Origin of the sequence: Streptomyces hygroscopicus, assembly GCF_026168105.1 — a bacterium.
Lineage (GTDB): Bacteria > Actinomycetota > Actinomycetes > Streptomycetales > Streptomycetaceae > Streptomyces > Streptomyces hygroscopicus_D.
This window is the reverse complement of sequence record NZ_LBMW01000009.1, coordinates 52,312-74,832: the sequence shown is the minus strand read 5'-3', so window position 1 is coordinate 74,832 and position 22,521 is coordinate 52,312. Positions and strand designations below refer to the sequence as shown.

Here is a 22,521-nt window from a genome sequence, read left to right as displayed (position 1 = left end):
GCCGGCGGAACGGCCGCGCCCGGAGAACTCATGCGCCGGAACCTCCCGTCGTACCCACGGCGCCCTCGGGCGTGCCGAAGGCCTGCTCCGGGACCGCGCCCGCGGGGCTGCCCGTCCCAAGGCCGGTGGGTGTGCAGCCGAGGACCTCCGCGAGCGCGGGGGTGGACGGTGCGGTCCCGGACCGGCCACCCTCCGCGAGGGCGGCAGCGGCGCGGCATGCCACGAGTGAGCTCCACAGCGCCAGCCGGAAGTCCGCCTCGACGACCTTCTCGCCCCGCAGCAGCCGTGTCAGGGCCCGCATCTCCTCGGCATGCCCCTTCGGCGCTCCCCGGTACACCGACTCCGACTTCTTCCCCCGCTTCCACAGCGTCAGGGACCCGAAGTCCTCGATCCTGGCGGCGACACCGTCGCAGGCCACCTCGATGAGCTCCTTGGGGGCCCCGGGCGGTGTGAGCCCGCCGTACACGACGGAAGCGGTCGAGGAGTCCGAGTAGGCGATCTGCAGGGTGACGCTCTGGGCCGACACCGGGTCCCTGCCGTCGACACCCGTGGCGGTCACGCTCACGGGTCTGCCCGGTACGAGGAAGTTCGCGGTGTCGATGAAATGGCAGACCTCGCCGAGCAGACGGCCGCCCTGCCGGTGGTCGAAGTACCAGTGGTCGTCGGGCAGCCGGCCGGCGAAGACCCGGTGGACGACCTGGAGCGGGGCCCCCTCGGGCAGGGCCGCCCGCAACTCCCGTACGGCCGGGGCGAACCGGCGGTTGAAACCGGCGAGCGCCGGGGCGCCGGACCGGGACCAGGCGGCCGCCACCTCCTCCAGCTCCTGTTCCGTGAGCCCCACGGGCTTCTCGCAGTACAACGCGAACCCGCGGCGCAGCACCTCGGCCGCGTAGCGCCCATGGCTGTCGTGGCGGGACAGCACCATGACGCAGTCGGCGTCGCCCGACGCGAGCCCGTGCTCGGCGCTCTCCGCGACATCGGAAAATCCCCATCGCCTGCTCTGCTGGACGGCCGTCAGGCCTCGCGCGCTCGCCACCCACGAGAAGCGGACGCCCTGCTCACGGTGCAGATGCGGGAACAGCATCTTGGTGGCGAAGTTCCCGGCCCCGATCGCGGCGATCCTCGCTTCTCCGGCGGGCGGTGACCACGTGACGGCCTCGCCCTGGTGCCGCGGCGGCTCGGTGACCTCCGCGGTGCCGGGATAGCGCAGCAGCAGAGCGGGGCGGCGACGCGGCCGTTCCGTGTTGAGGACCCGGTAGGCCTCGGCGGCGTCCTCGACGGCGAAGACACGGGGGTCGAGGCTCTCCAGGTCCAGGCTCGGCACCAGCCTGAGGACCTCGGCCAGATTGCGGCGTTCGGTCCAGGGCGCATAGCCTTCCGGGTACTCCTGGCCGGCCTCCTCGTAGCGCGGGTCGTAGCGACCCGGCCCGTACGAGCGTGAGTAACGGATCGTCAGTTCCTTGTGGTAGTACGACGACCGGGGCGGGGCCACCTTTACGTCTCCCACGATGACCACGGTGGCCCGGTCCCGCGCCAGGGTCCCGGCCAGTTCGACCGGATCCGTGCTCGAGGTCGCCGCGGTCACCAGGACCGCGTCCGCCCGTGCGCCGCCCCAGTGCCGCGCGACGGTCCCGGAGAGGTCCTCCGCCCCCCGGGGGTGGGCGACGAATCCGGCCGCGCGCGCCGCCTCGACGGCCGCGGGGTCCTGGTCCACGCCGACCGCGTCGTACCCGTAGGCCCGCAGAATCCGCAGGGTGAGCTGCCCCACCAGCCCGAGCCCGATCACCGCGACACGGGAACCCGAGGGTGCCTCGGTCTGGTGGATTCCCTGGAGTGCGATGGCGCCCACTGTGGCGAACGCGGCCCACCGGTCCTCCACCCCGTCCGGTACGGGCACGACGAGGTTGCGGGGCACGGTCACGAGCTCCGCGTGGCAGGCGTAACCGGCTCCGCCCGCGGCCACCCGCATGCCGGGGGCGAGGTCGTCGACCCCCTCCCCGACCGCGATCACCACACCGGCGCAGGAGTACCCGAGCGTCATGGGCCGGTCGAGCCGGTCCTGGACCATCCGGTAGGTCTCGACGACACCCAGTTGCCGGGCCGTGTTGAGGACCTGCCGCACCTGGTCGGGACGCTGCCGTGCCTTACCCAGGAGACTGCTGGCGCCCGTCTCCACGGTCGCCCGTTCGGTGCCCGCGCTGATCAGCGAGTAAGTGGTGCGGATCAGCACCGTGCCCCACTGCACCACCGGGGGCGGCATCTCCCCCACACTGATCGAACCGTCCCGGGCCGACAGCAGTACTGCCTTCACGTCAAGCGCCTTTCGGAAGACTGGACGGCTCAGCCGGCCGCCCCTGTTCGGTATCGGGCCGTGCGTCCCCCCGAGTGGCGAGCGCACGGTACAGGCACGTCAGCGTCCTGCTCTCGGCCTCCCAGGAGTAGGTGCCGCGTAGCTTCTCGGCGTTGCGCCGGAACGTGCCCAGGTCGTCTGCGACCTCGCGCAGCGCGCGGGCCACCGATGCGGGGTCCGCCGGGTCGAAGAGGGCACCTGCCGGGCCGATCCCGTTGCCGAGCAGGGCCCTGCGGACCTCGGGGAAGTCACTGCCCACCACGGCCAGACCGGCCATCAGGTACTCGAAGAGCTTGTTGGTGTCGCCCAGGTAGCAGTTGAGGTCGACATTGGCGAGGGCGACGACGCCGACGTCCGCCGCCGCGGTGTAGGAGAGGAGTTCGTCCACCGGGACCGCGGGGAGGATGCTGGTGCGGTCCTCGATGCCGCACTCGGCGACCAGCTCGTGCAGCTTCCGCACCCTGTCGTCGCTGCCGAAGCCGATGATCACCCAGTGCCACTCCGGCAGGTCCCGCAGTGCGGCCGCGACGGTGTCGAAGCAGCGGGAGTCGAGATAGAACCCTCCCTGGAAGATCAGCACGAGCCGGTCACGCGGAATGCCCAGCCGGGTGCGGAGGTCCTTCGGTTCGACTCCGGCGCCCGGTGTACGGGGGTAGTTGCCGACGACGACGGGCCGGGTTCCGTGCAGATTCTCCAGATAGGTCGCACGCGAGGAATTGGTGGTGATCCTGGCCCGTGCGCGCCGCCACACCGCCCGCTCCCACCGCTCGATCAGCTGCCGCACCGGCCCTCGGTGCATGGAGGCCTCCAGCTCGTGTGCGTCGTAGACCAGCGCGGCGCGGTGACGACGGGCGACCAGCAGGGCGGGCAGGCTGAGATGGAGGTTGTGGCAGTGCACGGCGTCCGGCACACCGCGGCCCATGAGCAGTGACGCGCGCAGCAGACCCACGGCCGCGAGGGCCAGCCGCAGCGGCCTGGGAAGGTTCCTCCGCGGGAACGGCAGGACCTCGTAGCGGACGCCTTCCTCGACCGTCTCGGTCCGGCGCCGGATGGCCGAGTCGAAGCCCACGACCCGTACCTGGTGCCCGTCCGCGGCCAGCGAGACCGCTTCCCGTCGCACGCGCGCGTCGCTGCGGAGGTCCGACACCACCGCCATGAGGATCTTCATTCCCGTGCTCCGTCCGCCAGACTGAACCGCAGTGTCCAGGTGACCGGGCCGTCGACCCGTAAGGTCGCGCGCAGGACGTGCGTGGTGTCGATCCGGCCGTAGGCGGGGGACCACGGCATCTCCTCGACACGGAAGGAGAGTTCGGGCCCGGCGGTCTGGGCCAGTCCCACCAGCGTGTCGTCGGCGGACAGCACGGTGTGGCCGTCACGCGGCTCGGCACACACGCCCGGTGCCAGGGGAAGGCTGACCAGGAGGGTGTGGCCGGCGGCGCAGTCGACGGTGTCCGAGACGGTCAGCCCGTCCCGGTCGAGGGTGAAGCGGCGCCGGTGCGCCACCGGATCACCGAGCCTGCGGTAGCCGTCGTGGACCGCTTCCACGACCTGCCGGCCGGCACTGTCCCCATGGGTGTGCACCACTCGCGCGCGATCGTCGTTTCCCATGGTGAACAGCTGTCGGGGGTCGATGCGGTTCTGTTCCTCACCGTCCACCTCGACCGTGGCGTGGGAACGGGTGGCGCGCAGCAGGTTCCGCAGTTCGGGATCGGCGGTGTACACGCCGGTTCCGGGATCGGTGACGAACTCCCGGCCCTGCACACACAGCACGAACGAGAGCGTGTCGTTGTGCCCGTGCCCGCCGTTGCCGTGCTGGCCCACGCCCCCGCACTCCGTGAGGCACCAGTACGGCCCGTCGGCCAGCACGTACCAGCCGGCCCCCGGGAAGGACGCGGCCCGGGGCCGGGCACCGGCGCCACCGGCCCGCGCCCCGCACCACTGCGCCAGTTCGGGCGCGGGTTGCGCCGCCCGACCGGAAGGACCCGGACCACTCAGGACGGTCGCGGCGGCGAGAACGGGGGCCGGGTCACGAGGGTTCCGGCCGGACTGCAGGCCGGCCACCAGACCGCTGTCGTCGTCACCGAGGGCGGGAAGCAGCCCGTCGGGTTTGGTGACTGCGGACAGCACCTCCACCGCCGACAGCACACGGTCCCGGGCCTCGGGACGGACGGGGACGCCCAGGCGCCGCAGCGCGAGCAACCCCATGAGTGCCAGCTCGGTCGACAGACGGTGATACCCGGTGGACGCCTCGAAGTTGGAGCCGTCCTCGTAGAACTGTCCGAGGACCTCCCGTTGTAACTGCCGCCCGCCCGCCCGGAGCCAGAGGCGCCCGGCGGCGCTGTGGCGCAGGGCCCCGCCCGCGTGGACCAGGCCGACGAGATCGGCGAGGTAGTGGTTGCTGGTCAGGCGCGGGGTGTACTCGAGGTTCCCCAGGATGAACCATCCGTGGTCTCGCAGCATCCCACCGGCCAGAGCGGTCAGTTCCGGATCACCGAGGATCTCCGCGGACCACACCAGGTTGGCCGCGCGGATCCCCGCCTCCATCGCGTTCGCCCAGTTCGGCCCCGAGCCGACGGGGTTCGCCTCGGCCCACGACCGCAGCAGGTCCACCGCGCCGTCGCGGTACCGGGAGTCACCGGTGTAGACGTGGGCCCGCGCGAGAGCGGCCAGCCACTGGAGCCGGCCCACCTCCCAGGGAACCTTGATGTCGGCGAGGCCCGGGACGGGGCCCAGGCAACGGTGGTGCCGGGCGGGCCAGGTGAAGCCGTGGACGGGGTCCTGGTGCCAGCCCCGCCCCTCGGGGGTCATCGCCACGGGCCCGTGACCGAGGACGGTGAATCTGCCGTCGAGCGCCGCATCCGCCTCGCGCAGGCACTCCTCGAGCTCCAGCGGGCTCGGCGCCACCTTCGAACGGGTACCGACTCCGCCGAGGAGGAAGGGCCTCCAGGGCTCCGGGAGAGGCGGCCGCGACCCCGCCCTCCGCTCCCGTCCGTCCTCGAGCGCCCTCGCCCCCTTGCGCGCGATCCGCCATCCCGCCTCCGCGGCCAGCACGCCGGGCGGCAGCGCGGCGGCCGACACGGCCAGCCGCCGCAGGCGGGCAAGGCGCCGGGGCCGTTCGGGGCCGTGGTCGGGGCGGTGGTCGGGGCGGTCGGGGCGGTCAGCGTGCCTCAACGGTGCACCTGCTCATCATCCGGTCGGTCAGCTCATCGGCCGGGACGCCTTCGACCCACACCCGGTGCCACACCGCGAAGTTGAGGACGGGCCACAGGGACCACGCATGCTGTGCCCGTCCGGCCCGGTGTTCGGCGGCCATCTCGGCGAGCGTCCGGGTACGGAAGTACCGGCCCATCGCGGGTGAGTCCAGCAGGTCGAGCAGTGCGTCCCCCATCGGGCCGCGCAACCAGTGCGCGATCGGGGCACCGAAGCCCTGCTTCCTCCGCTTCATCACCCGCTCCGGCACGATGTCGGCGAGGGCCTGTCGCAGTACGACCTTCGTGCGGTCCCGGTCCACCTTGTAGTGGACGGGCAGCCGGTAGGCGAACTCCACGAGCTCCGGATCGAGGAAGGGAACGCGGGCCTCGACGGAGTGCGCCATGGAGAAGCGGTCGATGCGCATGAGAAGCAGCTCCGGCAGCCGGAGCGAGAACTCGTAGTGCTGGGTGTCGAACGCCACCGTCTGCAGTCCGGTTTCTCCGTCGCCGAGCGGAGGCCGGACGAGCGGCGGGTCGTACTGGCGGGGGATCAGCAGATCCGAGCGCAGGGTGGTGGGCATGCAGAGCGGGAAGTGCATCGGGTACTGCCTGCCCGCGGCGGCGCCCGCGAGAATCTCGTAGGCCCTGCCGCGCCGGGAGCGGGGCACCACGCCGGTGAGCAGGCGGCGCGCCCCGGCGGGCAGCTTCTGGAACAGCTGCAGCTCGCGTTGCCGTCGCATCACACGCGAATAGGTCGGATATCCCCAGAAGAGTTCGTCGGCGCCTTCACCGGCCAGCACTACGGGGACACCACGCTGCCGCGCCAGGGCGCAGACGAAGCCGAGGGGCATGCAGACCGGATCGGCGAGCGGCTCGTCCTGGTGGTGGACCATGGCCGCCAGCGTCTCCAGCGCCTCCCGGGGTGAGACCGTCACCTCGTGGTGGTCGGTACCGAAATGCCGGGCCACCCAGCGCGCCTCGTGCCGCTCGTCCAGCTCCGGTGCGTCACCGAAGCCCACGGAGAAGGTCGAGGTGCCCTCGGCGCGGTCACGCAGCAGCGCGACCAGCGAGGTGGAGTCGAAGCCCCCGCTGAGCAGGACCCCGACCGGAACGTCACTCATCAGCCGTGCCTGCACGGACCGTTGCAGCAGGGTGCGTACCCGCTCCGCCGCGTCGGACAACGACACATCGAGGAATGTGCGGCCCGCGGCGAGGTCCCGGTACCGCCATGTCCGCACGCCCCTGGCGTCGCACGTGCCGGCCGTCCCGGGAGGCAGCTTGTTGATGCCCCGGTAGAGGGTCGCCGGGGAGGGGACCACGAGGTTGGCCAGATAGCTCTCGAGAACCGCGGTGTTGACCTCGGCGGTGACCCGCGGGTGGGCCAGCAGCGCCTTGGTCTCGGAGGCGAACAGGAAGGTGCCGTCCTGGACGGTCCAGTAGAAGGGCTTCTCCCCGACCGGGTCACGGGCGAACAGAAGCCGCTCGGCACCGGGGTCCCACAGCGCGAAGGCGAACATGCCGGTGAGGCGCTCGACGCACGCATCACCGTAGTGCCGGTACGCGTGCAGGATCACCTCGGTGTCGCAGTCGGTGCGGAAGCGGGCGCCCCTGCCTTCGAGTTCGCGGCGCAGTGCCGGATAGTTGTAGATCTCCCCGTTGAAGACCAGGCACTCCCCGTCCTCGCCGAACATGGGCTGCATGCCGTGCGACAGGTCGACGATGGCGAGCCGCCGGTGGCCGAGTCCCACCCGCCCGTCCTCGCTGACATGGACTCCGGCGCCGTCCGGGCCCCGGTGGCCGAGGGTGTCCCGCATGCGCGTGACCGTTTCGGATGTGACACGCCCCACCGCGCGTCCGTACTCGTAGACCCCTGCGATGCCGCACATGTCAGCCTCTTTCCAGGACCGGCCGGGGGGCCGGAAGGGACGGCAGGGACGGCAGGGACAGCGCTGAGAGGATCTGTGCCGCCCGCCTGTCCCAGGTGTGCTCCGCCAGCGCCTGCCGGCGTGCCTCGAGTCCGATCGCCGCCCCCCGGTCGGGCAGCTCCAGCACTCTTGCAACACCGGCGGCGAGGGACTTCGGGTTTCCGGGCTCGGTGAGCATCGCCGTCACCTCGTCGACGAGGATCTCGCCGATCTGCTCCAGACGGCTGGCCACGATGGGCCTGCCGAGCGCCATGTATTCGAACAGTTTCGTGGGCGAGCCGAAGAAGGTGCCGTCCCCCTTCCACACGTGGGGCGACAGCAGGACGTCGCAGCCGGACAGGACCTCGAGCGCCTCGGTCCGCGGAAGGCTCCCGGTCCAGGTGATGCGGTCGCCGAGGCCCAGCCGGGCCGCCATCTGCTCGCACGCCGCTCGCTGCTCCCCGTCACCGACCATGACCAGCTCTACGTCGAGCGGGAGGTGGCGGAGGCATTCGATGGCCACCTCGACACCGTGCCAGGGGCCGAAACTGCCGACCCAGCCCAGCAGGGTGCCCCGGCGAAGGGCCCGCGGTGCCGGCTCGGGGACGTCCGCCGGGTCGACCGCGTTCGCCACCACCTGGATGCCCGCCGGGTCGGCTCCCGCGTCCGTCGCCATCCTCGCCGCGCCGACTGAGACAGCGGCCACGACATCGGCGCTGTTCACGGAGTACCGCTCGTAACGCTGCCCGAGGATCCCGAAGAGCTTCTTCGCGGGAGCCTGCCGGTACCAGTTCCGGTGCGCCCAAACCGCAGAGGCATTCCATTCCAGAACGAACGGGACACCCAGTCGGCGGCTGACATCGGCGCCCGCGCGGGTCAGGAAGGCATTGCGCTCGTAGACGAAGGCCGGCGGCATACGGCGGGCGACATCGAGCGCCGTCCGGCACATCTCGTCGTTGGCGGCGGCCCACGCCGACTCCCTGGTGAACCGGGCCCCCCGGGGCAACGGTGCGGTGGTCTCGACGACATCGACCGCGGCCCGGAGCGGTTCGGGCGGGCTGCCGTTGGTCACCAGGGCCACCGGCCGGCCGAGTTGCCGGAATCCGGCGAGGATGCCCGCCACATGAGTGACCGCCCCGCCCACTCCGGCGTCCGCGGCGTCGCGCCAGAGTGCGAGGATCCAGGACCGTTCCGCCGGGGCGGCACCGGACGCGTTCTTCGGCGGCCCCTGAACCTGGGACGTCAGCCCCCGCAGAAGGATGCGGCCGGCCGTGGCGGCGTCGCGGGCGCAGCGCGCCACCACGGACCCGGCGCCGCCGGCCGGCAGCCTGCGGCCGGGCGGTCGCGCGTCGATGACGCATCGTTCACGTACCGGCGCCAGCGCCAGGACCAGGTCGAACGGGCCGGCGAACGTTCTGCGCGCCGCGTCGTTGCTGAGCAGCGCGACACCCGACACGTCCAGCCGCCTCAGCTGTGCCCGGTAGCTGCCGAGGTTGCGGACCGCGTCGTGCGCGGCCATCACCATCACGGGTTCCTGCCCCAGCACCTGGGCGGCGGCCCTCCCCGCCCCGGGGACCTGGGAGTGCGACTCGGCCAGAACAGCCCACCTCGGTCCCCCGCCCCTACCGCTTCGGCCATCGCTGTGAACAGACAGTGGAACCTCCGGAGGACGGCCGTGGGCGTGCGGGCGAAGGCCAACATACGGCCGCGACTTCCTCTGTCGACCCTGCAACACCGGAATACAGAAAAATCATCCCGGGACCATGAATCGCCGCCCCATGGAAAACGCTTTTCCAACCGTAGTGGGTAGCATCCACTTCATGGAAACCGAAGCGCGCGCAGCTGCGACAAAACAATGGTCGGAGAATCCGGCGGGCATCAACCTCGCAGCCGCACCGGAAGGAACATCAGAATTCTACGAACAAATGACACGCAGTCGATACGCGCTGCAGCCCTGGCTTCCCGATCTGATCCGCTCGTGGGTGCCCCGCGGGGGGCGCGTCCTGGAGATCGGGTGCGGCGCCGGCACCGACCACTCCGTCATCGCCTCACTCGCCGGGGACACCGCCGCGATCGACCTGGCCTCCCACGGCGCCCAGTTGACTCAGACACGTCTGGAGCTGGAGGGGCGTCCCGGAACCGCTCAGGTGGCCGATGCCGAGGACATGCCCTTCCCGGACCAGTCGTTCGACGGCGTCTACTCCTTCGGGGTGCTGCACCACACGGACCACCCGGAGCGCGCGATCGCGGAGATGTGGCGGGTCATGCGTCCGGGCGCGACATTCCTGGTCGCGCTGTACCACAAACACAGCATGTTCGCCGCGCAAAAGGCTGTGGAATACGCGGTGCGGCTTCGCTGGCGTTCGCAGACGTGGCGGGACTATCTTCCGGAGCTCGAATACGGAGCGGACGCCCTGGAACAGCGCCCGCTCGTGCGTCTTTACAGCCGGCAGTCCGCAAGGAGCCTGTTCTCGCAATTCCATGACGTCCGCGTACGCACCGAGCACCCGGCCCTCAGCGGTTACCTCCTGCCGGACTGGCTCCGCCCCTTCGGCTGGTACGTCGTGGTGACCGGCCGCCGGTGACGGGGCCGGGCCGACGGCCCGGCCGGTCCACCTCGCCGCGCCGGCTCGCGGAGAGCCGGCGCCGCCCGCCGGGCGCTACCGCCAGATGCCCCGCGTGTCGAAGACGACCTTCCCCCTCAGCTGGGTCCGCTTGACCGGACGGAACGCGTCATGGTCGACCAGCAGGACGATGACGTCGGCTTCGTGGAGAGCCGCCTCGAGGTCGACGAGCTTCGACTGTCCCGTCTCGGCCAGCACGGCGGGCAGTTCGTCGATGTGCGGCTCGACCACGAGCAGGCGGCCGACCTCCTGCCGGGCGAGCTCCGAGGCGATGTGCAGGGCGGGACTCTCCCGCAGATCGTCGACGTTCGCCTTGAAGGCGAGTCCCAGGCAGGCGATGACGGGGGACTTGAAGCGCGAGGCCGTGTTCTTCACCTCGGCGATGACGTGCCCCGGCTTGGTGTCGTTCACCTGCCTCGCGGTTCTGATCAACTGGGACTGTTCGGGTGCCGCGCTCACGATGAACCACGGATCCACGGCGATGCAGTGCCCGCCCACCCCGGGGCCCGGTTGCAGGATGTTGACCCGCGGATGCCGGTTGGCCAGGGCGATCACATCGGCGGTGTCGACGCCGAGCCGGTCGCAGATCATCGAAAGCTCATTGGCAAAGGCAATGTTGACGTCGCGGAACGCGTTCTCGCTCAGCTTGGCGATCTCCGCGGTGGTGGCATCCGTGACATGGCACCGCCCCTGGGTGAACAACTCGTACAGGCCCTTGGCCCGCGCGCCGCAGCATTCGCTCACCCCGCCGATCAGACGGTCGTTGGTGACGATCTCGATCATGATCCTGCCCGGCAGCACACGCTCCGGGCAGTGCGCGACATGCACGTCCGCGGCACTGCCGGCGCTGTGCGGGAAGGTCAGGTCCGGCCGCCGCTCGGCGAGCCACTGGGAGAGCCGCAGCGTCGTTCCCGGCGGCGACGTCGACTCCAGGACCACGAGCGCGCCGGGTTGCAGCACATCGGCCACCGCCGCCGCCGCGTCACGGACACAGGAGAGATCCGGCTCCTGGTCCTCGCCCACGGGCGTGGGGACGGCGATGATGAACGCGTCGGCGGGCTCCGTCTTCGACGAGGCGCGCAGACGTCCCATTGCCACCGCACCGCTCACCGCGACGGCGAGGTCCGGTTCCACGAAGGGCGCCTGTCCGGCGTTGATGAGGTCGACCGTGGCCTGGTTGACGTCCACGCCGACGACGTCCACTCCCTTGGTGGCGAGCGCGGCAGCGGTCGGCAGCCCGATGTATCCGAGCCCTACAACGGAGACGGTGCTGAACACACGATTTCCTTTCTCAACTTCGTCTGGCAGAAGCACACGGGGGGAGCGGAGTCATTGCCCAAGGACGAGGAGGAGGGGGAACGGCCACGGTGCTATCCGCGGGGGTTCCGCCGCGCCACGGCATCGCGCAGGACCAGCAGGACGAAGGCGGTGTTGCCGACGAGGTAGCGCGTGAACAGACGCCGCGGCTCCTGCAGGAGCCGGAAGAACCACTCCAGGCCGGCCCTGCGCATCCATCGGGGGGCACGCGCCCTGAGCCCGGCCACCACGTCGAAGGACCCGCCGACGCCCACCGCCAGCCCGCAGTTCAGAGCGGCCAGATGCCGGGCGAGGAAGTACTCCTTCCGTGGCGTCGGCACCGCGAGGAAGAGCAGGTCGGGACGGGCCGCACGGACGGCGGCGACCACATCCGGCTCCTCTTCCTCCCGCCAGTAGCCGTCGCGGTGCCCTACGACGTCCACGCCCCGGCTGGTCGCGACGGCCGCCACCTTGCGCACCACGTCGGGCTCGGCGCCCAGCAGGAAGACCCGGTAGTGCCGGCGCGCCGCGCTTTCCCACAGCGCGAGCATGAGGTCGATCCCGGTGACCCGTTCGGGAAGGGTCCGGCCGAGCATGCGACCGGCCCACACCACCGCCTGCCCGTCGGCGTTGACCAGGGAACAGGAACGGATGATGCTCGCCAGCCCGGGATCGCGTCGGGCCCTGACGATTTTCGCCGCGTTCACCGACATGTGCTGGTGAGGCCGTCCTTCGGCGATCAACTCCTCGGCCGCGGCGACGCTTTCCGCCAGGGTCAACGCGTGCACCGGCACCCCGCAGACGGGAACCGGAAGCGTCTCGCTCAAGCGCGCCGACCGGTCCATCGGTGCGGGAACATTGTCTGGCCCCATAGCCTCCGCCTGGACAGTGGACGTGTCCGCCACGCTATGCGCCTGCGCCGCCCACACCGTCGCGAAGTGAGCGACCGGCCGGTAACGCAACTCGAATGGACCACCCCGCCCGCCGACGCCGGTCTCCGCCGGAGAGCGGCCGCCTTACGCCCCGGTCCGCGCCGCGACGCACACGGCGCTCCCGGCCGAAAGGACCGCGGGAACAGCGGTCCGGCCGATCACCGACAACCTGAAAGGGCGATTTCTCTCATCCGGCCAGCCGACCGACGTGCTCGCCTGCGCTGCGGCCGTGGTCCCGCGCGATAGCTAGCTGCATATGCACCCGTGCGGTGACCCCACAGCCGGAGGAGAAACGTGAAGCGAATCATGGCCGTTTACGGAACCCGGCCGGAGGCGATCAAAATGGCTCCCGCTGTCGAGGCGCTGCGGGAGTCGGCCGATTTCGAGCCGCTGGTCGCGGTCACCGGGCAGCACCGGTCCATGCTCGACCAGGTGAACCGGCTGTTCGGGATCGAACCCGACTACGACCTGGACATCCTCAGCGCGGGGCAGACGCTGACCGACATCACCAACCGCACGCTGCACCGGCTGCGGCCCGTCCTGGAGAAGGAGCGTCCGGACGCAGTGCTCGTCCAGGGGGACACCACCACCACACTGGCGGGTGCGCTGGCCGCGTTCTACCAGAAGATCCCCGTCTTCCATCTCGAGGCGGGGCTGCGGACACGGAGCAAGTACGCCCCGTATCCGGAGGAGATGAACCGCCGGCTCACCACCCGGCTCGCGGACCTGCACCTGGCGCCGACCACGACCGCACGGCAGAACCTGCTGCGCGAGGGAGTCGGGGAGAAATCGGTCGTCGTCACCGGCAACACGGTCATCGACGCCCTGCTCAGGACCGTGGACCGCACGGCCGGCCAGGTGTCCGACCCCGTCGTGAGGCTCCTGGAGACGGACCCCCGACGAGTGCTCCTGGTCACAGCGCACCGTCGTGAGTCCTGGGGCGAAGGCATGGAGTCCATCGGCCGCGCCCTCGCCACACTGGCCGCGCTCCACCCCGACCTGCTGGTGGTCTTCCCCATCCACCGCAATCCGGCGGTACGGTCCGCCATCCTGCCCAAGGTCGCGGGACGTGAGAACGTCAGGGTCGTCGAGCCGCTGGACTACGAGGGCTTCGCCCATCTCATGAACCGTGCGCACCTCATTCTCACCGACAGTGGCGGCGTCCAGGAGGAGGGACCGAGCCTCGGCAAGCCGGTCCTGGTGATGCGTGAGAGCACCGAACGCCCCGAAGGGGTGGCCGCGGGAACCGTGGCGCTCGTGGGCACCGACGGCGCACGCATCGTGGCGGAGGTGACACGACTGCTGCACGACCCCGTGGCGCACGCCAGGATGGCGCAGGCCGTGAATCCCTACGGTGACGGGCGCGCGGCGGAGCGCATGGTGCAGGCCCTGGGCCACTGGTTCGGACTGTCCGACGCACCGGCGGACTTCATCGGCACGTCCGCCGTGTCCGCCGCGGCGACGGCCGGGGACGACCTCCCGGCGCAGACTCGCCGGCACGACGCCCTGGCCGCCGGTCCTGAAGGGGACGGGCTCCGCCTCTCCCTGTCGGGCAGCGCCGGCCACCAGTGAGGGAGCCGTCCTCGGTCACCGGGACCGCAGGCTGCCGCCTCGCGGTGCCGGTGACGTGGGGTACGGGATGTGGGGTACGGGGTGTGGGTTACGAGCCTGGGTACGGGGTGTGGGGCGCGAAGTTTCCCCGTGTCGTACCCCAAAACCCCGGGGGTCACTGAGACCCCCCTGATTCTCCACTTCAGGGGCCCCTAGGGGATGTCACAGCTCGGCAGCAAAGCCGGGCCCTTGCCCTGGGCCCGGCACGCCGCCCTCCGGGACCGGGTACGTTCGAAGACGTGGCTGGATTCAGGATCGGGCGCGGCCGGGACAACAACCGCGCGCCTCAAGCGCGATCGCAACGACCCCCGTACGGACAGCAGGCGCCACAGGGCCCGCCGTACGGCTACCCCTCCGCGCCGCCGCAGCAGCAGTACGGCGGAGCACAGCCCTACGGTGGCCGCCCGCAGTGGCAGGCGCCGCGGGGCCAGGGCGAGCCGGAGTACTTCGGCGACGGCGGCCACGGCCACCCGGGCACCCCGGACCCGTATGCCGCCAACAACCCGGGCCACACCCAGGCGTTCGCCGTCGGCGAGGACCCCTACAACCAGGGCGGGACCTACCGCGCGGGCCAGGCCTCGGCGCCCCCGATCGGGCCGCGTCTGCACTGGAAGGACCTGCTGCGGGGCATCGTGATGTCCCCGTCCCGCACCTTCCTGCAGATGCGCGACTACACGATGTGGGCCCCGGCCCTGATCGTGACCTTCCTGTACGGGCTGCTCGCGGTCTTCGGGTTCGACGGCGCGCGCCATGACGCGATCAACGCCACTCTCTCCAACGCGGTGCCGATCGTCCTGACGACGGCCGTGGCGATGGTGCTCAGCACCTTCATCCTGAGCGTGGTCACCCACACCCTGGCCCGCCAGCTCGGCGGTGACGGCGCCTGGCAGCCCACGGTCGGCCTCTCCATGCTGATCATGTCCATAACGGACGCGCCACGCCTGGTCGTCGCGATGTTCTTCGGCGGCGACGCCCCCTTCGTCCAGCTGCTGGGCTGGGCCACCTGGATCGCGGCGGGTGCGCTGCTGACCCTGATGGTCTCCAAGTCCCACGACCTGCCCTGGCCCAAGGCCCTGGGCGCGTCGGCCATCCAGCTGATCGCGATCCTGTCGATCGTGAAGCTGGGCACGTTCTGAGGCACGGCCGCCGCGGTCGTAGCCGAGGCTGATGTACCCCGCACCAGGGCCCCGGCGCAGCGTCCGTCGGGGCCCTTTCGGTGTGACGGGCTGCCCCTGCTCACGGTCGGGCCCGCAGGCACGTGGCTGAGGCGTCAGGTGAGGTTGGCGCAGACGGCCCAGGCAGTGATGGGGAAGGTGATGTTGGTTCGGTTGCGGTAGGTGCCCTGCCACGTGGTGTCGCTGGTCGGCTTGGTCTCGTAGAGCCAGACCTGATCACTGATGAAGGTGTTGGTGCCGATGCCCCCGCCTGTGACCACCGTCCCGGGCGGACAGGTCGCCGTGGCCTCGCAGAAGGTATCGGGCCCGCATTGCTCGGTGTGGGAGACCTGTTGGTATCTGCATTTGTCCCGGCCGCCGCGCACGCGCGAATGGCGGTCATTGTGGACATGTCCACCGCACCGGTTGTGCGCCGAAACCGGTGCCGCGATCACCCGGGATGCCTTTTGATGAGCGGGAGCGGTCGCCTGGGCCGGGGTGACCAGGCCGAAGGCGAACAGGGCCAGCAGAGCCATGAGGCTGCCGGTCAACACGCTCGTATAGCGGGGAAAGCGCCCCGATCCGGGTCCAGCACGCATGACCGACCTGCTTTCTACGTCGGACTGTGCCCTGCTCGCGGGGAGCGAGGCGGCCTCCGAGGGGGGTGGCCTCCCTCAGGATGCGGCGGCCGCAGCCGGGGCCGGGTCAGACATGCCGGATCATCATCTCAATGGCCCATGTGCCTACCGCCGGGGCACGTCATGGGGTGACCGTGGACTTGGACTCCCCCGAGGACGCGGCGCCCGCCCGGCGGAACCGGCGAACAGAGCTCCCATCCCGTCTGCCAAAGACTCTGCCATCGACCCAGGCCGGGGGCAGGCCTAGAAGGCCTCCCTGGAAGGCGTGATCGGCTCCCCCGACTTACGTACCGGAGGCAGGACGCTCCAGGGAAAGTTGATCCACTTGTCCGTCCGCTTCCACACGTACTCGCACTTCACGAGCGAGTGGGGCTTCTCATAGATCACCGCGCAGCGGACCTCGGCGACGGTTTCCTGACAGAAGTCGCGCACCAGCTTGAGCGTCCTGCCGGTGTCGGCCACGTCGTCGGCGATCAGCACCTTCTTCTCGGTGAAGTCGATCGCGTTGGGGACGGGAGCCAGCATGACGGGCATCTCGAGCGTGGTGCCCACACCCGTGTAGAACTCCACGTTGACCAGGTGGATGTTCTTGCAGTCCAGCGCATACGCGAGCCCGCCGGCCACGAACACTCCGCCGCGCGCGATGCTGAGCACGATGTCGGGCTCGTACCCGTCGTCGGAGATGGCCTGGGCGAGATCGCGGACGGCGTTCCCGAACGCCTCGTAGGTCAGGTTCTCCCGAGCCTCGGTCATGCCTCGCTCACACCTGCGTCCGGTGGAAGTTCACGAAGGACCGGGAGGCGGTGGGTCCTCGCTGGCCCTGGTAGCGCGAGCCGTACCGCTCGCTGCCGTAGGGGAACTCGGCCGGCGAGCTGAGCCGGAACATGCACAGCTGCCCGATCTTCATGCCCGGCCAGAGCTTGATCGGCAGGGTGGCGAGGTTGGACAGCTCGAGCGTCACATGCCCGGAGAAGCCGGGGTCGATGAACCCGGCCGTGGAGTGCGTGACGAGCCCGAGCCGGCCGAGGGAGCTCTTCCCCTCGAGCCTCGACGCAAGATCGTCGGGCAGGGAGATGCCCTCGTACGTACTGGCGAGGACGAATTCCCCGGGGTGGAGGATGAACGGCTCGTCGCCCTCGGGCTCGACGAGCCGTGTGAGGTCGACCTGCTCGATGGAGGGGTCGATGTGGGGGTACTTGTGGTTCTCGAACACCCGGAAGTAGCGGTCGAGCCGCACGTCGATGCTCGAGGGCTGCACCATGGTCGGATCGAACGGGTCGATCACGACCCGCCCCTTGTCGATCTCGGTCCGGATGTCCTTGTCTGAGAGAAGCACTCCCTGAGAATACGCAAGGCGCGCGGAGCCACCACAATCGTGATGACCCGCGCGCCCGGATCGCTCCCTCGCTACTGCTTCTGCAAGGCCACCGGAACCGCACTGCGGAGCCGGGCGCAGCGCGGACACCGGACGAGCCGGCCGGGGCCGAGGCGCTCGGCCTGCTGCATCGGGAACGAAGCGGTGCTGAACACGTGCCCTTCGGCACAACGGACGACGGTGCGCTCCATCAAGTCCTCAGAGTCCCTTCCCCAAGAGCCTTCGTCTCACTGGCGTGACGGACGACGAAAGCCACATTACGGGATGAAAGGGACGGCCCTCCAGGGGCCACTCCGACCACGCGCGGCGCCTCTTCCCCAACCCACCGTACGCCCCAACTCGCGCCCGCCGCAGCCGGATCCACACCCCGGAACGACGTCGGACCCCACGGCTTCAGCATCGGGGGTCCGACATGAGGTACAGTGAGCGAGCGTTCGGACACCGGATGAACCGGCGTCTTACGCGGGTGTAGTTTAATGGTAGAACATCAGCTTCCCAAGCTGAGAGCGCGAGTTCGATTCTCGTCACCCGCTCCATGCGAAACCCCCAGGTCAGAGACCGGGGGGTTCTTTGTTGTCTAGACCGGTGGGCAGGGTGCGCACCATGACCGCACCATTGGCTCTGCGGTGGCTCCTCCCTGTGGTGCGTGCGCGCATCCTTGCGGTGCCTCGCACGTGCGGCGCGCACCAGGTCGTCGAGCCCGGCGGCGAGTTCGCGTTGCCGGTCCTCGTCGGAGTGCCACTGACCGAGTCCCCCTTGGATACGTCAGATCGATCCCTGGGAATCCACGGTCCCCACTCCCTCTGAGTCCGGGCCGATGCCGGTTCCGATGGTGCCGACGACGGTATTGGTTCGGGCGTTGATCACCGACACGCTGTGTGGCGCAGCAAGATCAGTCGGCCAGCCGGTTGATGGCAGCGGCCGCGATGCCTTCCATGTAGCTGGGGTCGTCGCTGGGCTGACCGGAGAGTTCGACGATGCCGAACCTGTGACCACTACGGATCACCGCGACACCACCGGCAACCTTGCTGTCGCCGCTGAAGACCGGGTACCAACTGCCCTCGCCGGCCCTCACGTTGATGGTGTGCCCCTTGCCGTAGTACCAGTGACCAGCCGGCTCGTCCTGGCAGCTGCGCACCAGCTCGTTGAGCTGCTTCTCGTATGAGGTCGCCGACGTGTTGGCCGAGCTGTCTGCGACGGATTCGGTCAGCAAGGTGTCCTTGGTGTCGAAGATCCAGGTCACATCGGCATAGGCGCCGGCCTTCCCCTTGGTCAGCCCTCGCATCGTCTCCTCGCCGGAGCATGCCGAGAGAGCCTGCCTCCCGGTCAAGTCCACAGTCGCGCGGACCGGGGCCAGGCCCTGCTGGAAGAAGTCGTCCCTCTGGATCAGGTTGTCGGAGCCGAGGCCGGGCTCGGCATGAGTGGCGGCAGGCGCGGTTGCCGGCCGGCTCGGTGAGCTCGTGTCCACGCCTGCGGCAGCAGGATGCGTGCCGATGCACACCGCCAGCAGGGCAGCACCGACGGAGGCTGCTACTCCTGCGACACGACCGCGGCGCGAGAACTTCTTGCTGGCTGCTTGGTTGTCGAACATCTCATCCCCTGTGTGGTCACGATGCGGCTTGGGTTCTCGTACACCCGGGGAGATGCACGACGTACGGGAGATGTTGGACGGCAGTCTGCTGCGATCGGTGTGAGTCACCTCACCTCTGTCGGCGAGGTCGGGGTGGTCTCAGAGCTGTGTCACGGCCGCACGAACGATCCGCGTCATCGCAGCCGTGTCCAGGCAGGCATCAACCTCCAGGACCCCGTAGTGAGAGCCGTTCCGGAGTATGGCGATGCCTCCACAAGGCTCCTTGCCTCGTGGTGCGGTCCCTGTGGTGTTCAGGTCACCGTCGTAAGAACCCATCCAGCTCGCAGTGATACCGGCGGCGACATCGATTTTGTGCGTCGGCCCGTAGACCCAGTGGGTGGCCGGTTCCTCCTGGCAGGGCACTTCCTCCAGCAGGAGGCGCTCGGTGAAGTTCTGAGCCAATGTCGGGCTTCTGGCGTCAGCGGCGACTTCGCGCGCGACCTGGTCCTTGATGTTCACCGCCAGCGTGGGGTCGCTGTCGTCCGTGTCCCTGCTCGTCACCAATCCGCGGAAGTGCGCGTCCGGCCCTCCCAGGGTCTCGCCGAGAGTCTTCTCTCCGGCGCAGGCAGCGTTGGCGTACCTGCCGTCTCCGACACGATCCCGCACGTAGATGTGCTTGGGGAACCCGACCTTCCTGAACTCGGCAGCTGCCAACAAGTGCCGGTCCGTCATAGGTCCGCTGGCGGGCTTCGGCGCCTCAGAGCCGCTACCCGGCGAAGACGACGCAGAGCCTGGCGTCACTGTCGGAGCAGTCGGAGCAGTCGGAGTGGAGCGAGCGGGCAGGACGAACCGGCCGGTCAACAGGCCAAGCCCAATGGCTACCGCCAGGATGACGACGATCGTCCGAGCTCGCACGGCAGCACCTCCCAGCTCCTCCTCAAGCTGATGTCGGTCGAGAGCGGAAGGGTCGGATACCTCAGAAGCCGCCGCCGAGGCGGTCCCGCATGAAGCGGCGAGCCTGGTGGATGCGGTCCTTGACCGTGCCCAGGGGAGCGCCGGTGATCTCAGCGACCTGAAGATAGGTCAGGTCTCCGAGATCGCGGAGCACGAACGATTCCACCAGGGCCGGATGCCGCTCCTCGAGCGCGGCCAGCGACTCCATCAGGTCCAGGCGGGTCCCCGCGATGACGCTTGTCGTGCGAGGGTCGACACCCTCGGGAACGACCGCATGACTGTCCTCCGCCCGCCGACGCATCGAGCGATACGTGGACCTGGCGGCGTTCGAGGCGATCACTGTCACCCAGCCGAGGAACGAGCCACGCCCGCTGTACTCGTGCAGATGTGTGCTGATGGACAGCAGAGCATCCTGCGCGGCCTCTTCGGCGTCGGCGTGGTGCGGAAGGAACCTGGAGCAGCGGCGCATGACCGTGGGTCGAAGCTTGGCAAGGAGGCGGTCCAAAGACGCCCGGTCACCTGCCTGTGCAGACGCCACGAGCTGTGTCAGCTCGTCCTCTTCGATCACCCTGCTGTCTTCCGTTCCCGTCTGGCCTGAATCCCGCCTGGCCACACCGAAGTTCCCAGCCCCGACGCCTCAGGCAAAATGTTGCCACATGCAGAAGCTAGGCCGTTACCTCCTCGAGGACAGACTGGGAGCCGGTTCGTTCGCCACCGTCTGGAAAGCATACGATCCCGAGCTCGACACGGATGTCGCGGTCAAGGTGCTGGCCGACAACTGGGCGTCGAACGCCGATGTACGACAACGATTTCTGGCGGAGGCGAGGCTGCTCCGCAGGATCTCCAGCCCTCGTGTCGTACGAGTTCACGACGTCGGTGTCCAGGACGACCGGCCCTACTTCGTCATGGACTACGTCCGAGGCGGCACGCTGGCCGAGAAGATCGGGCACTGCCGGCCTGCTGAGGCACTCCATCTGGCAGCCGAGGCCGGATACGCGGTTCAGGTGCTTCATGACTCAGGCGTCATCCACCGCGACATCAAGCCGTCGAACCTCCTGCTCGACGCCGGCCGCACGCCCACTGCCGTACTTGTCGCGGACCTCGGCAGTGCGAAGCAACTCGCTGACGCGTCGGGGTTGACCGTGACCACGGGCACTCCCGCGTACATGGCGCCCGAGCAGGCCTTCCAAACCGGCGGGTTCGATGGTCGAGCCGACGTGTACGCCCTCGGTGTCGTGACGTTCGAACTACTGACCGGACGAAAGCCGTTCGGTTCGGGCGGTCGCGCAATCCTCACGACAGAGCAGGCATCCACGTCTTCGTTGCCAACGATCCCCAGGGAGCCGGGGGTTTCGAACGGCGTCGACACACTTCTTCGTGCTGCGCTGTCCGTAGATCCTGAGGACCGACCCCAAACCGCGCAGGCGTTCGCGGATGCGCTGCTGTCACGGGGAGGAGAGGAGTGGGCGCCGGCCAGGTCTTCGCGGCCGACACGCCTTGCGGTTTGGCTGGCGGCGGTCGTCGTGTACCTGGTGACAGCGATGCTGTCCTGGTTGGTCCGCTGAGCCAACGAGGAGAGCGCCGGCGCCGTACGGGAGCCGACGCCGAGGGCCGCGCCAAGCGCGGCGGCCACATTCCAACCTCGGGCACGGGGGCCAACGGCGATCCCGAACGGTGCAGGTCAAAGTCGCTTTGTGTTACCGATGGAGGTCGGATCGTGGTGGCGGTGGCATGCGGGCCGACGCTGCCTGGTACACAGGCGCGGGGCCGCCTGCCGCAGATCACGCCTCGAAATGCGGTCGGGCTTTGACTGGGAGAAGCTGAGCTCATGGTCGAGTGTTCCGTGATCGTGGAGGCGCCCTGCGGATCTGGCGGCCGCCGCCTACGCGTCGACGACGAGATCCTGGGCACGGCGTATTCGTTGCACGACTTGACGGTGTTCCTCCGATACACCGGGCTGATGGCCGGGGACGAGTTGGATGTGGCCGAATCGGACCTGATCGAGTGGCACGGCGGAGGGCCGGAAGTCTGGCCGCGCCAGGGTGGCGGGCCGGACTGCTGGACGGCGCCGGGCTTGTCCGCCCCACTGATCAGGGCCACGAGGCAGGCCTGACTGGGGCCGGACCGCCGGCGAGTCCGGGACCAGCGGAAACCAGTCCTGCTGTCCGAGGCGACTGCCCCGTTGTTCGACCGTTGCGGGGGAGGCGGAAAACGCGTCACGCGTTCAGGTCGCAGGTAAAGGTTGCGTACGGGAAACTGTTTCCATGCAGGCGGGGTAGCCGTACAGAGTCCCCGCCCCCTTCGACCGGGTGATCTCATGGCGTTCTTCGCCTTCTCCAAGCACCGCCCCCTGGAACTGCTGTCCGCCACCGACCTCGCGATGGAGAATGAGCGGCTTCAGGCGGAAAACGAGCAGCTCCAGCAGGCCGTGACCTCGCACGCGGTCATCGACCAGGCCATGGGCGCCCTGGTGGTTCTCGGGCAGATTCCACCCGAAGAGGCCTGGCGGGCCCTGCGGGACGTCTCACAGCGCACCAACATGAAGCTGCGCGTCGTCGCCGAAGATGTGCTGAAATTCGCTCGCGGTGGCAGCCTGCCGGACGCCGAACTGGAGGAACTACGGCGAGCGGTAGCCCGGTACCAGGCCTGCTCTCCCGCCCACCAGTCCCCAGAAGGGGCCGTGACCTGGGAAGGGCGGCCGGGCGCGTGACGTGCGACCCACCGCTGGGTCGTGGAACGAACGAGTCCTGACTGAACGGATGCCGACGCCTGCACCGCGGCTACGCGCGCAAAACCGGGCACTTCCTCGCCTTCGTCGGCATCGCCGGCGCCCTCATCAGCCACCGCCGCTGTACCTACCAAGAGGACCGTCCAAGCCGACGGAAAGGTTCCGAGTGGTAACGGAGGGTGAGTCAAGGCGGT

Annotated in this window: 19 protein-coding genes and 1 tRNA gene; 7 read left to right on the top strand and 13 right to left on the bottom strand. The window is 69.6% G+C overall.

Features of this window, described 5'->3' with window-relative positions:
* Positions 1-28 precede the first annotated feature (28 nt).
* From AAW14_RS12010 to AAW14_RS11990, 5 genes are read right to left on the bottom strand one after another with little or no spacing between them, the layout of a single operon-like run.
* Positions 29-2,311: a bi-domain-containing oxidoreductase gene (locus AAW14_RS12010; protein ID WP_265562953.1), complete on the bottom strand. Its 2,283-nt coding sequence runs from the start codon at positions 2,309-2,311 to the stop codon at positions 29-31.
* A gap of 1 nt (position 2,312) precedes the next feature.
* On the bottom strand, positions 2,313-3,518 hold the full coding sequence (locus tag AAW14_RS12005) for a glycosyltransferase (protein ID WP_265562950.1): 1,206 nt from the start codon (positions 3,516-3,518) through the stop codon (positions 2,313-2,315).
* Positions 3,515-5,521 carry an alginate lyase family protein gene (locus tag AAW14_RS12000; RefSeq protein WP_265562949.1) on the bottom strand — a complete coding sequence of 669 codons (2,007 nt, stop codon included), beginning with the start codon at positions 5,519-5,521 and terminating at the stop codon, positions 3,515-3,517. The genes AAW14_RS12005 and AAW14_RS12000 overlap by 4 nt, the downstream gene beginning before the upstream one ends.
* On the bottom strand, positions 5,508-7,427 hold the full coding sequence (gene asnB, locus AAW14_RS11995) for an asparagine synthase (glutamine-hydrolyzing) (protein ID WP_265562947.1): 1,920 nt from the start codon (positions 7,425-7,427) through the stop codon (positions 5,508-5,510). The genes AAW14_RS12000 and asnB overlap by 14 nt, the downstream gene beginning before the upstream one ends.
* A 1-nt stretch (position 7,428) precedes the next feature.
* On the bottom strand, positions 7,429-8,970 hold the full coding sequence (locus tag AAW14_RS11990; protein WP_265562945.1) for a glycosyltransferase family 4 protein: 1,542 nt from the start codon (positions 8,968-8,970) through the stop codon (positions 7,429-7,431).
* Positions 8,971-9,370: 400 nt separating this feature from the next.
* On the opposite strand from AAW14_RS11990, the gene AAW14_RS11985 reads away from it, so the two are divergent.
* A complete protein-coding gene (locus tag AAW14_RS11985) occupies positions 9,371-10,030 on the top strand; it encodes a class I SAM-dependent methyltransferase (protein WP_265562943.1) in 660 nt (219 codons plus the stop codon).
* A 75-nt stretch (positions 10,031-10,105) separates the two neighbouring features.
* Here the strand turns inward: AAW14_RS11985 and wecC are convergent, their stop codons facing one another.
* Both wecC and AAW14_RS11975 read right to left on the bottom strand, forming a co-directional pair.
* Positions 10,106-11,347 carry a UDP-N-acetyl-D-mannosamine dehydrogenase gene (gene wecC, locus AAW14_RS11980; protein ID WP_265562941.1) on the bottom strand — a complete coding sequence of 414 codons (1,242 nt, stop codon included), beginning with the start codon at positions 11,345-11,347 and terminating at the stop codon, positions 10,106-10,108.
* Positions 11,348-11,439: 92 nt separating this feature from the next.
* On the bottom strand, positions 11,440-12,192 hold the full coding sequence (locus AAW14_RS11975; RefSeq protein WP_265562939.1) for a WecB/TagA/CpsF family glycosyltransferase: 753 nt from the start codon (positions 12,190-12,192) through the stop codon (positions 11,440-11,442).
* 399 nt (positions 12,193-12,591) lie between these two features.
* Here AAW14_RS11975 and wecB point away from each other — a divergent pair, with 399 nt between their 5' ends.
* Together wecB and AAW14_RS11965 are read left to right on the top strand one after the other, a co-directional pair.
* Positions 12,592-13,869: a non-hydrolyzing UDP-N-acetylglucosamine 2-epimerase gene (gene wecB / locus AAW14_RS11970; RefSeq protein WP_322741064.1), complete on the top strand. Its 1,278-nt coding sequence runs from the start codon at positions 12,592-12,594 to the stop codon at positions 13,867-13,869.
* A gap of 278 nt (positions 13,870-14,147) precedes the next feature.
* A complete protein-coding gene (locus AAW14_RS11965) occupies positions 14,148-15,044 on the top strand; it encodes a YIP1 family protein (RefSeq protein WP_265562937.1) in 897 nt (298 codons plus the stop codon).
* Between the two features lie 134 nt (positions 15,045-15,178).
* Here AAW14_RS11965 and AAW14_RS11960 read toward each other — a convergent pair whose 3' ends face one another.
* The 3 genes from AAW14_RS11960 to dcd all read right to left on the bottom strand — a co-directional run bounded on the left by AAW14_RS11960 (position 15,179) and on the right by dcd (position 17,036).
* A complete protein-coding gene (locus AAW14_RS11960; protein ID WP_265562935.1) occupies positions 15,179-15,613 on the bottom strand; it encodes a hypothetical protein in 435 nt (144 codons plus the stop codon).
* Positions 15,614-15,943: 330 nt separating this feature from the next.
* Positions 15,944-16,453 (bottom strand): phosphoribosyltransferase, encoded by a 510-nt coding sequence (locus tag AAW14_RS11955; RefSeq protein WP_265562934.1) that lies wholly within the window; start codon positions 16,451-16,453, stop codon positions 15,944-15,946.
* A gap of 7 nt (positions 16,454-16,460) precedes the next feature.
* A complete protein-coding gene (dcd, locus tag AAW14_RS11950) occupies positions 16,461-17,036 on the bottom strand; it encodes a dCTP deaminase (protein WP_265562932.1) in 576 nt (191 codons plus the stop codon).
* 501 nt (positions 17,037-17,537) lie between these two features.
* Between dcd and AAW14_RS11945 the strand changes: the two genes are divergently transcribed.
* A tRNA-Gly gene (locus tag AAW14_RS11945) sits at positions 17,538-17,611 on the top strand.
* A 356-nt stretch (positions 17,612-17,967) separates the two neighbouring features.
* Here AAW14_RS11945 and AAW14_RS11940 read toward each other — a convergent pair.
* The 3 genes from AAW14_RS11940 to AAW14_RS11930 all read right to left on the bottom strand — a co-directional run bounded on the left by AAW14_RS11940 (position 17,968) and on the right by AAW14_RS11930 (position 20,167).
* Entirely contained in the window at positions 17,968-18,666 is a 699-nt protein-coding gene (locus tag AAW14_RS11940) for a hypothetical protein (RefSeq protein WP_265562929.1), read from the bottom strand.
* 138 nt (positions 18,667-18,804) lie between these two features.
* Entirely contained in the window at positions 18,805-19,377 is a 573-nt protein-coding gene (locus AAW14_RS11935; protein WP_265562927.1) for a hypothetical protein, read from the bottom strand.
* Between the two features lie 244 nt (positions 19,378-19,621).
* A complete protein-coding gene (locus AAW14_RS11930) occupies positions 19,622-20,167 on the bottom strand; it encodes an RNA polymerase sigma factor (RefSeq protein WP_265562925.1) in 546 nt (181 codons plus the stop codon).
* Here AAW14_RS11930 and AAW14_RS11925 point away from each other — a divergent pair.
* The 3 genes from AAW14_RS11925 to AAW14_RS11915 all read left to right on the top strand — a co-directional run bounded on the left by AAW14_RS11925 (position 20,067) and on the right by AAW14_RS11915 (position 22,309).
* Positions 20,067-21,164, top strand: a complete 1,098-nt coding sequence (locus tag AAW14_RS11925; protein ID WP_322741063.1) for a serine/threonine-protein kinase — start codon at positions 20,067-20,069, stop codon at positions 21,162-21,164. The genes AAW14_RS11930 and AAW14_RS11925 overlap by 101 nt on opposite strands.
* A gap of 263 nt (positions 21,165-21,427) precedes the next feature.
* Entirely contained in the window at positions 21,428-21,712 is a 285-nt protein-coding gene (locus tag AAW14_RS11920) for a hypothetical protein (RefSeq protein ID WP_322741062.1), read from the top strand.
* 204 nt (positions 21,713-21,916) lie between these two features.
* Entirely contained in the window at positions 21,917-22,309 is a 393-nt protein-coding gene (locus tag AAW14_RS11915; protein ID WP_265562923.1) for an ANTAR domain-containing protein, read from the top strand.
* Positions 22,310-22,521: the final 212 nt, after the last annotated feature.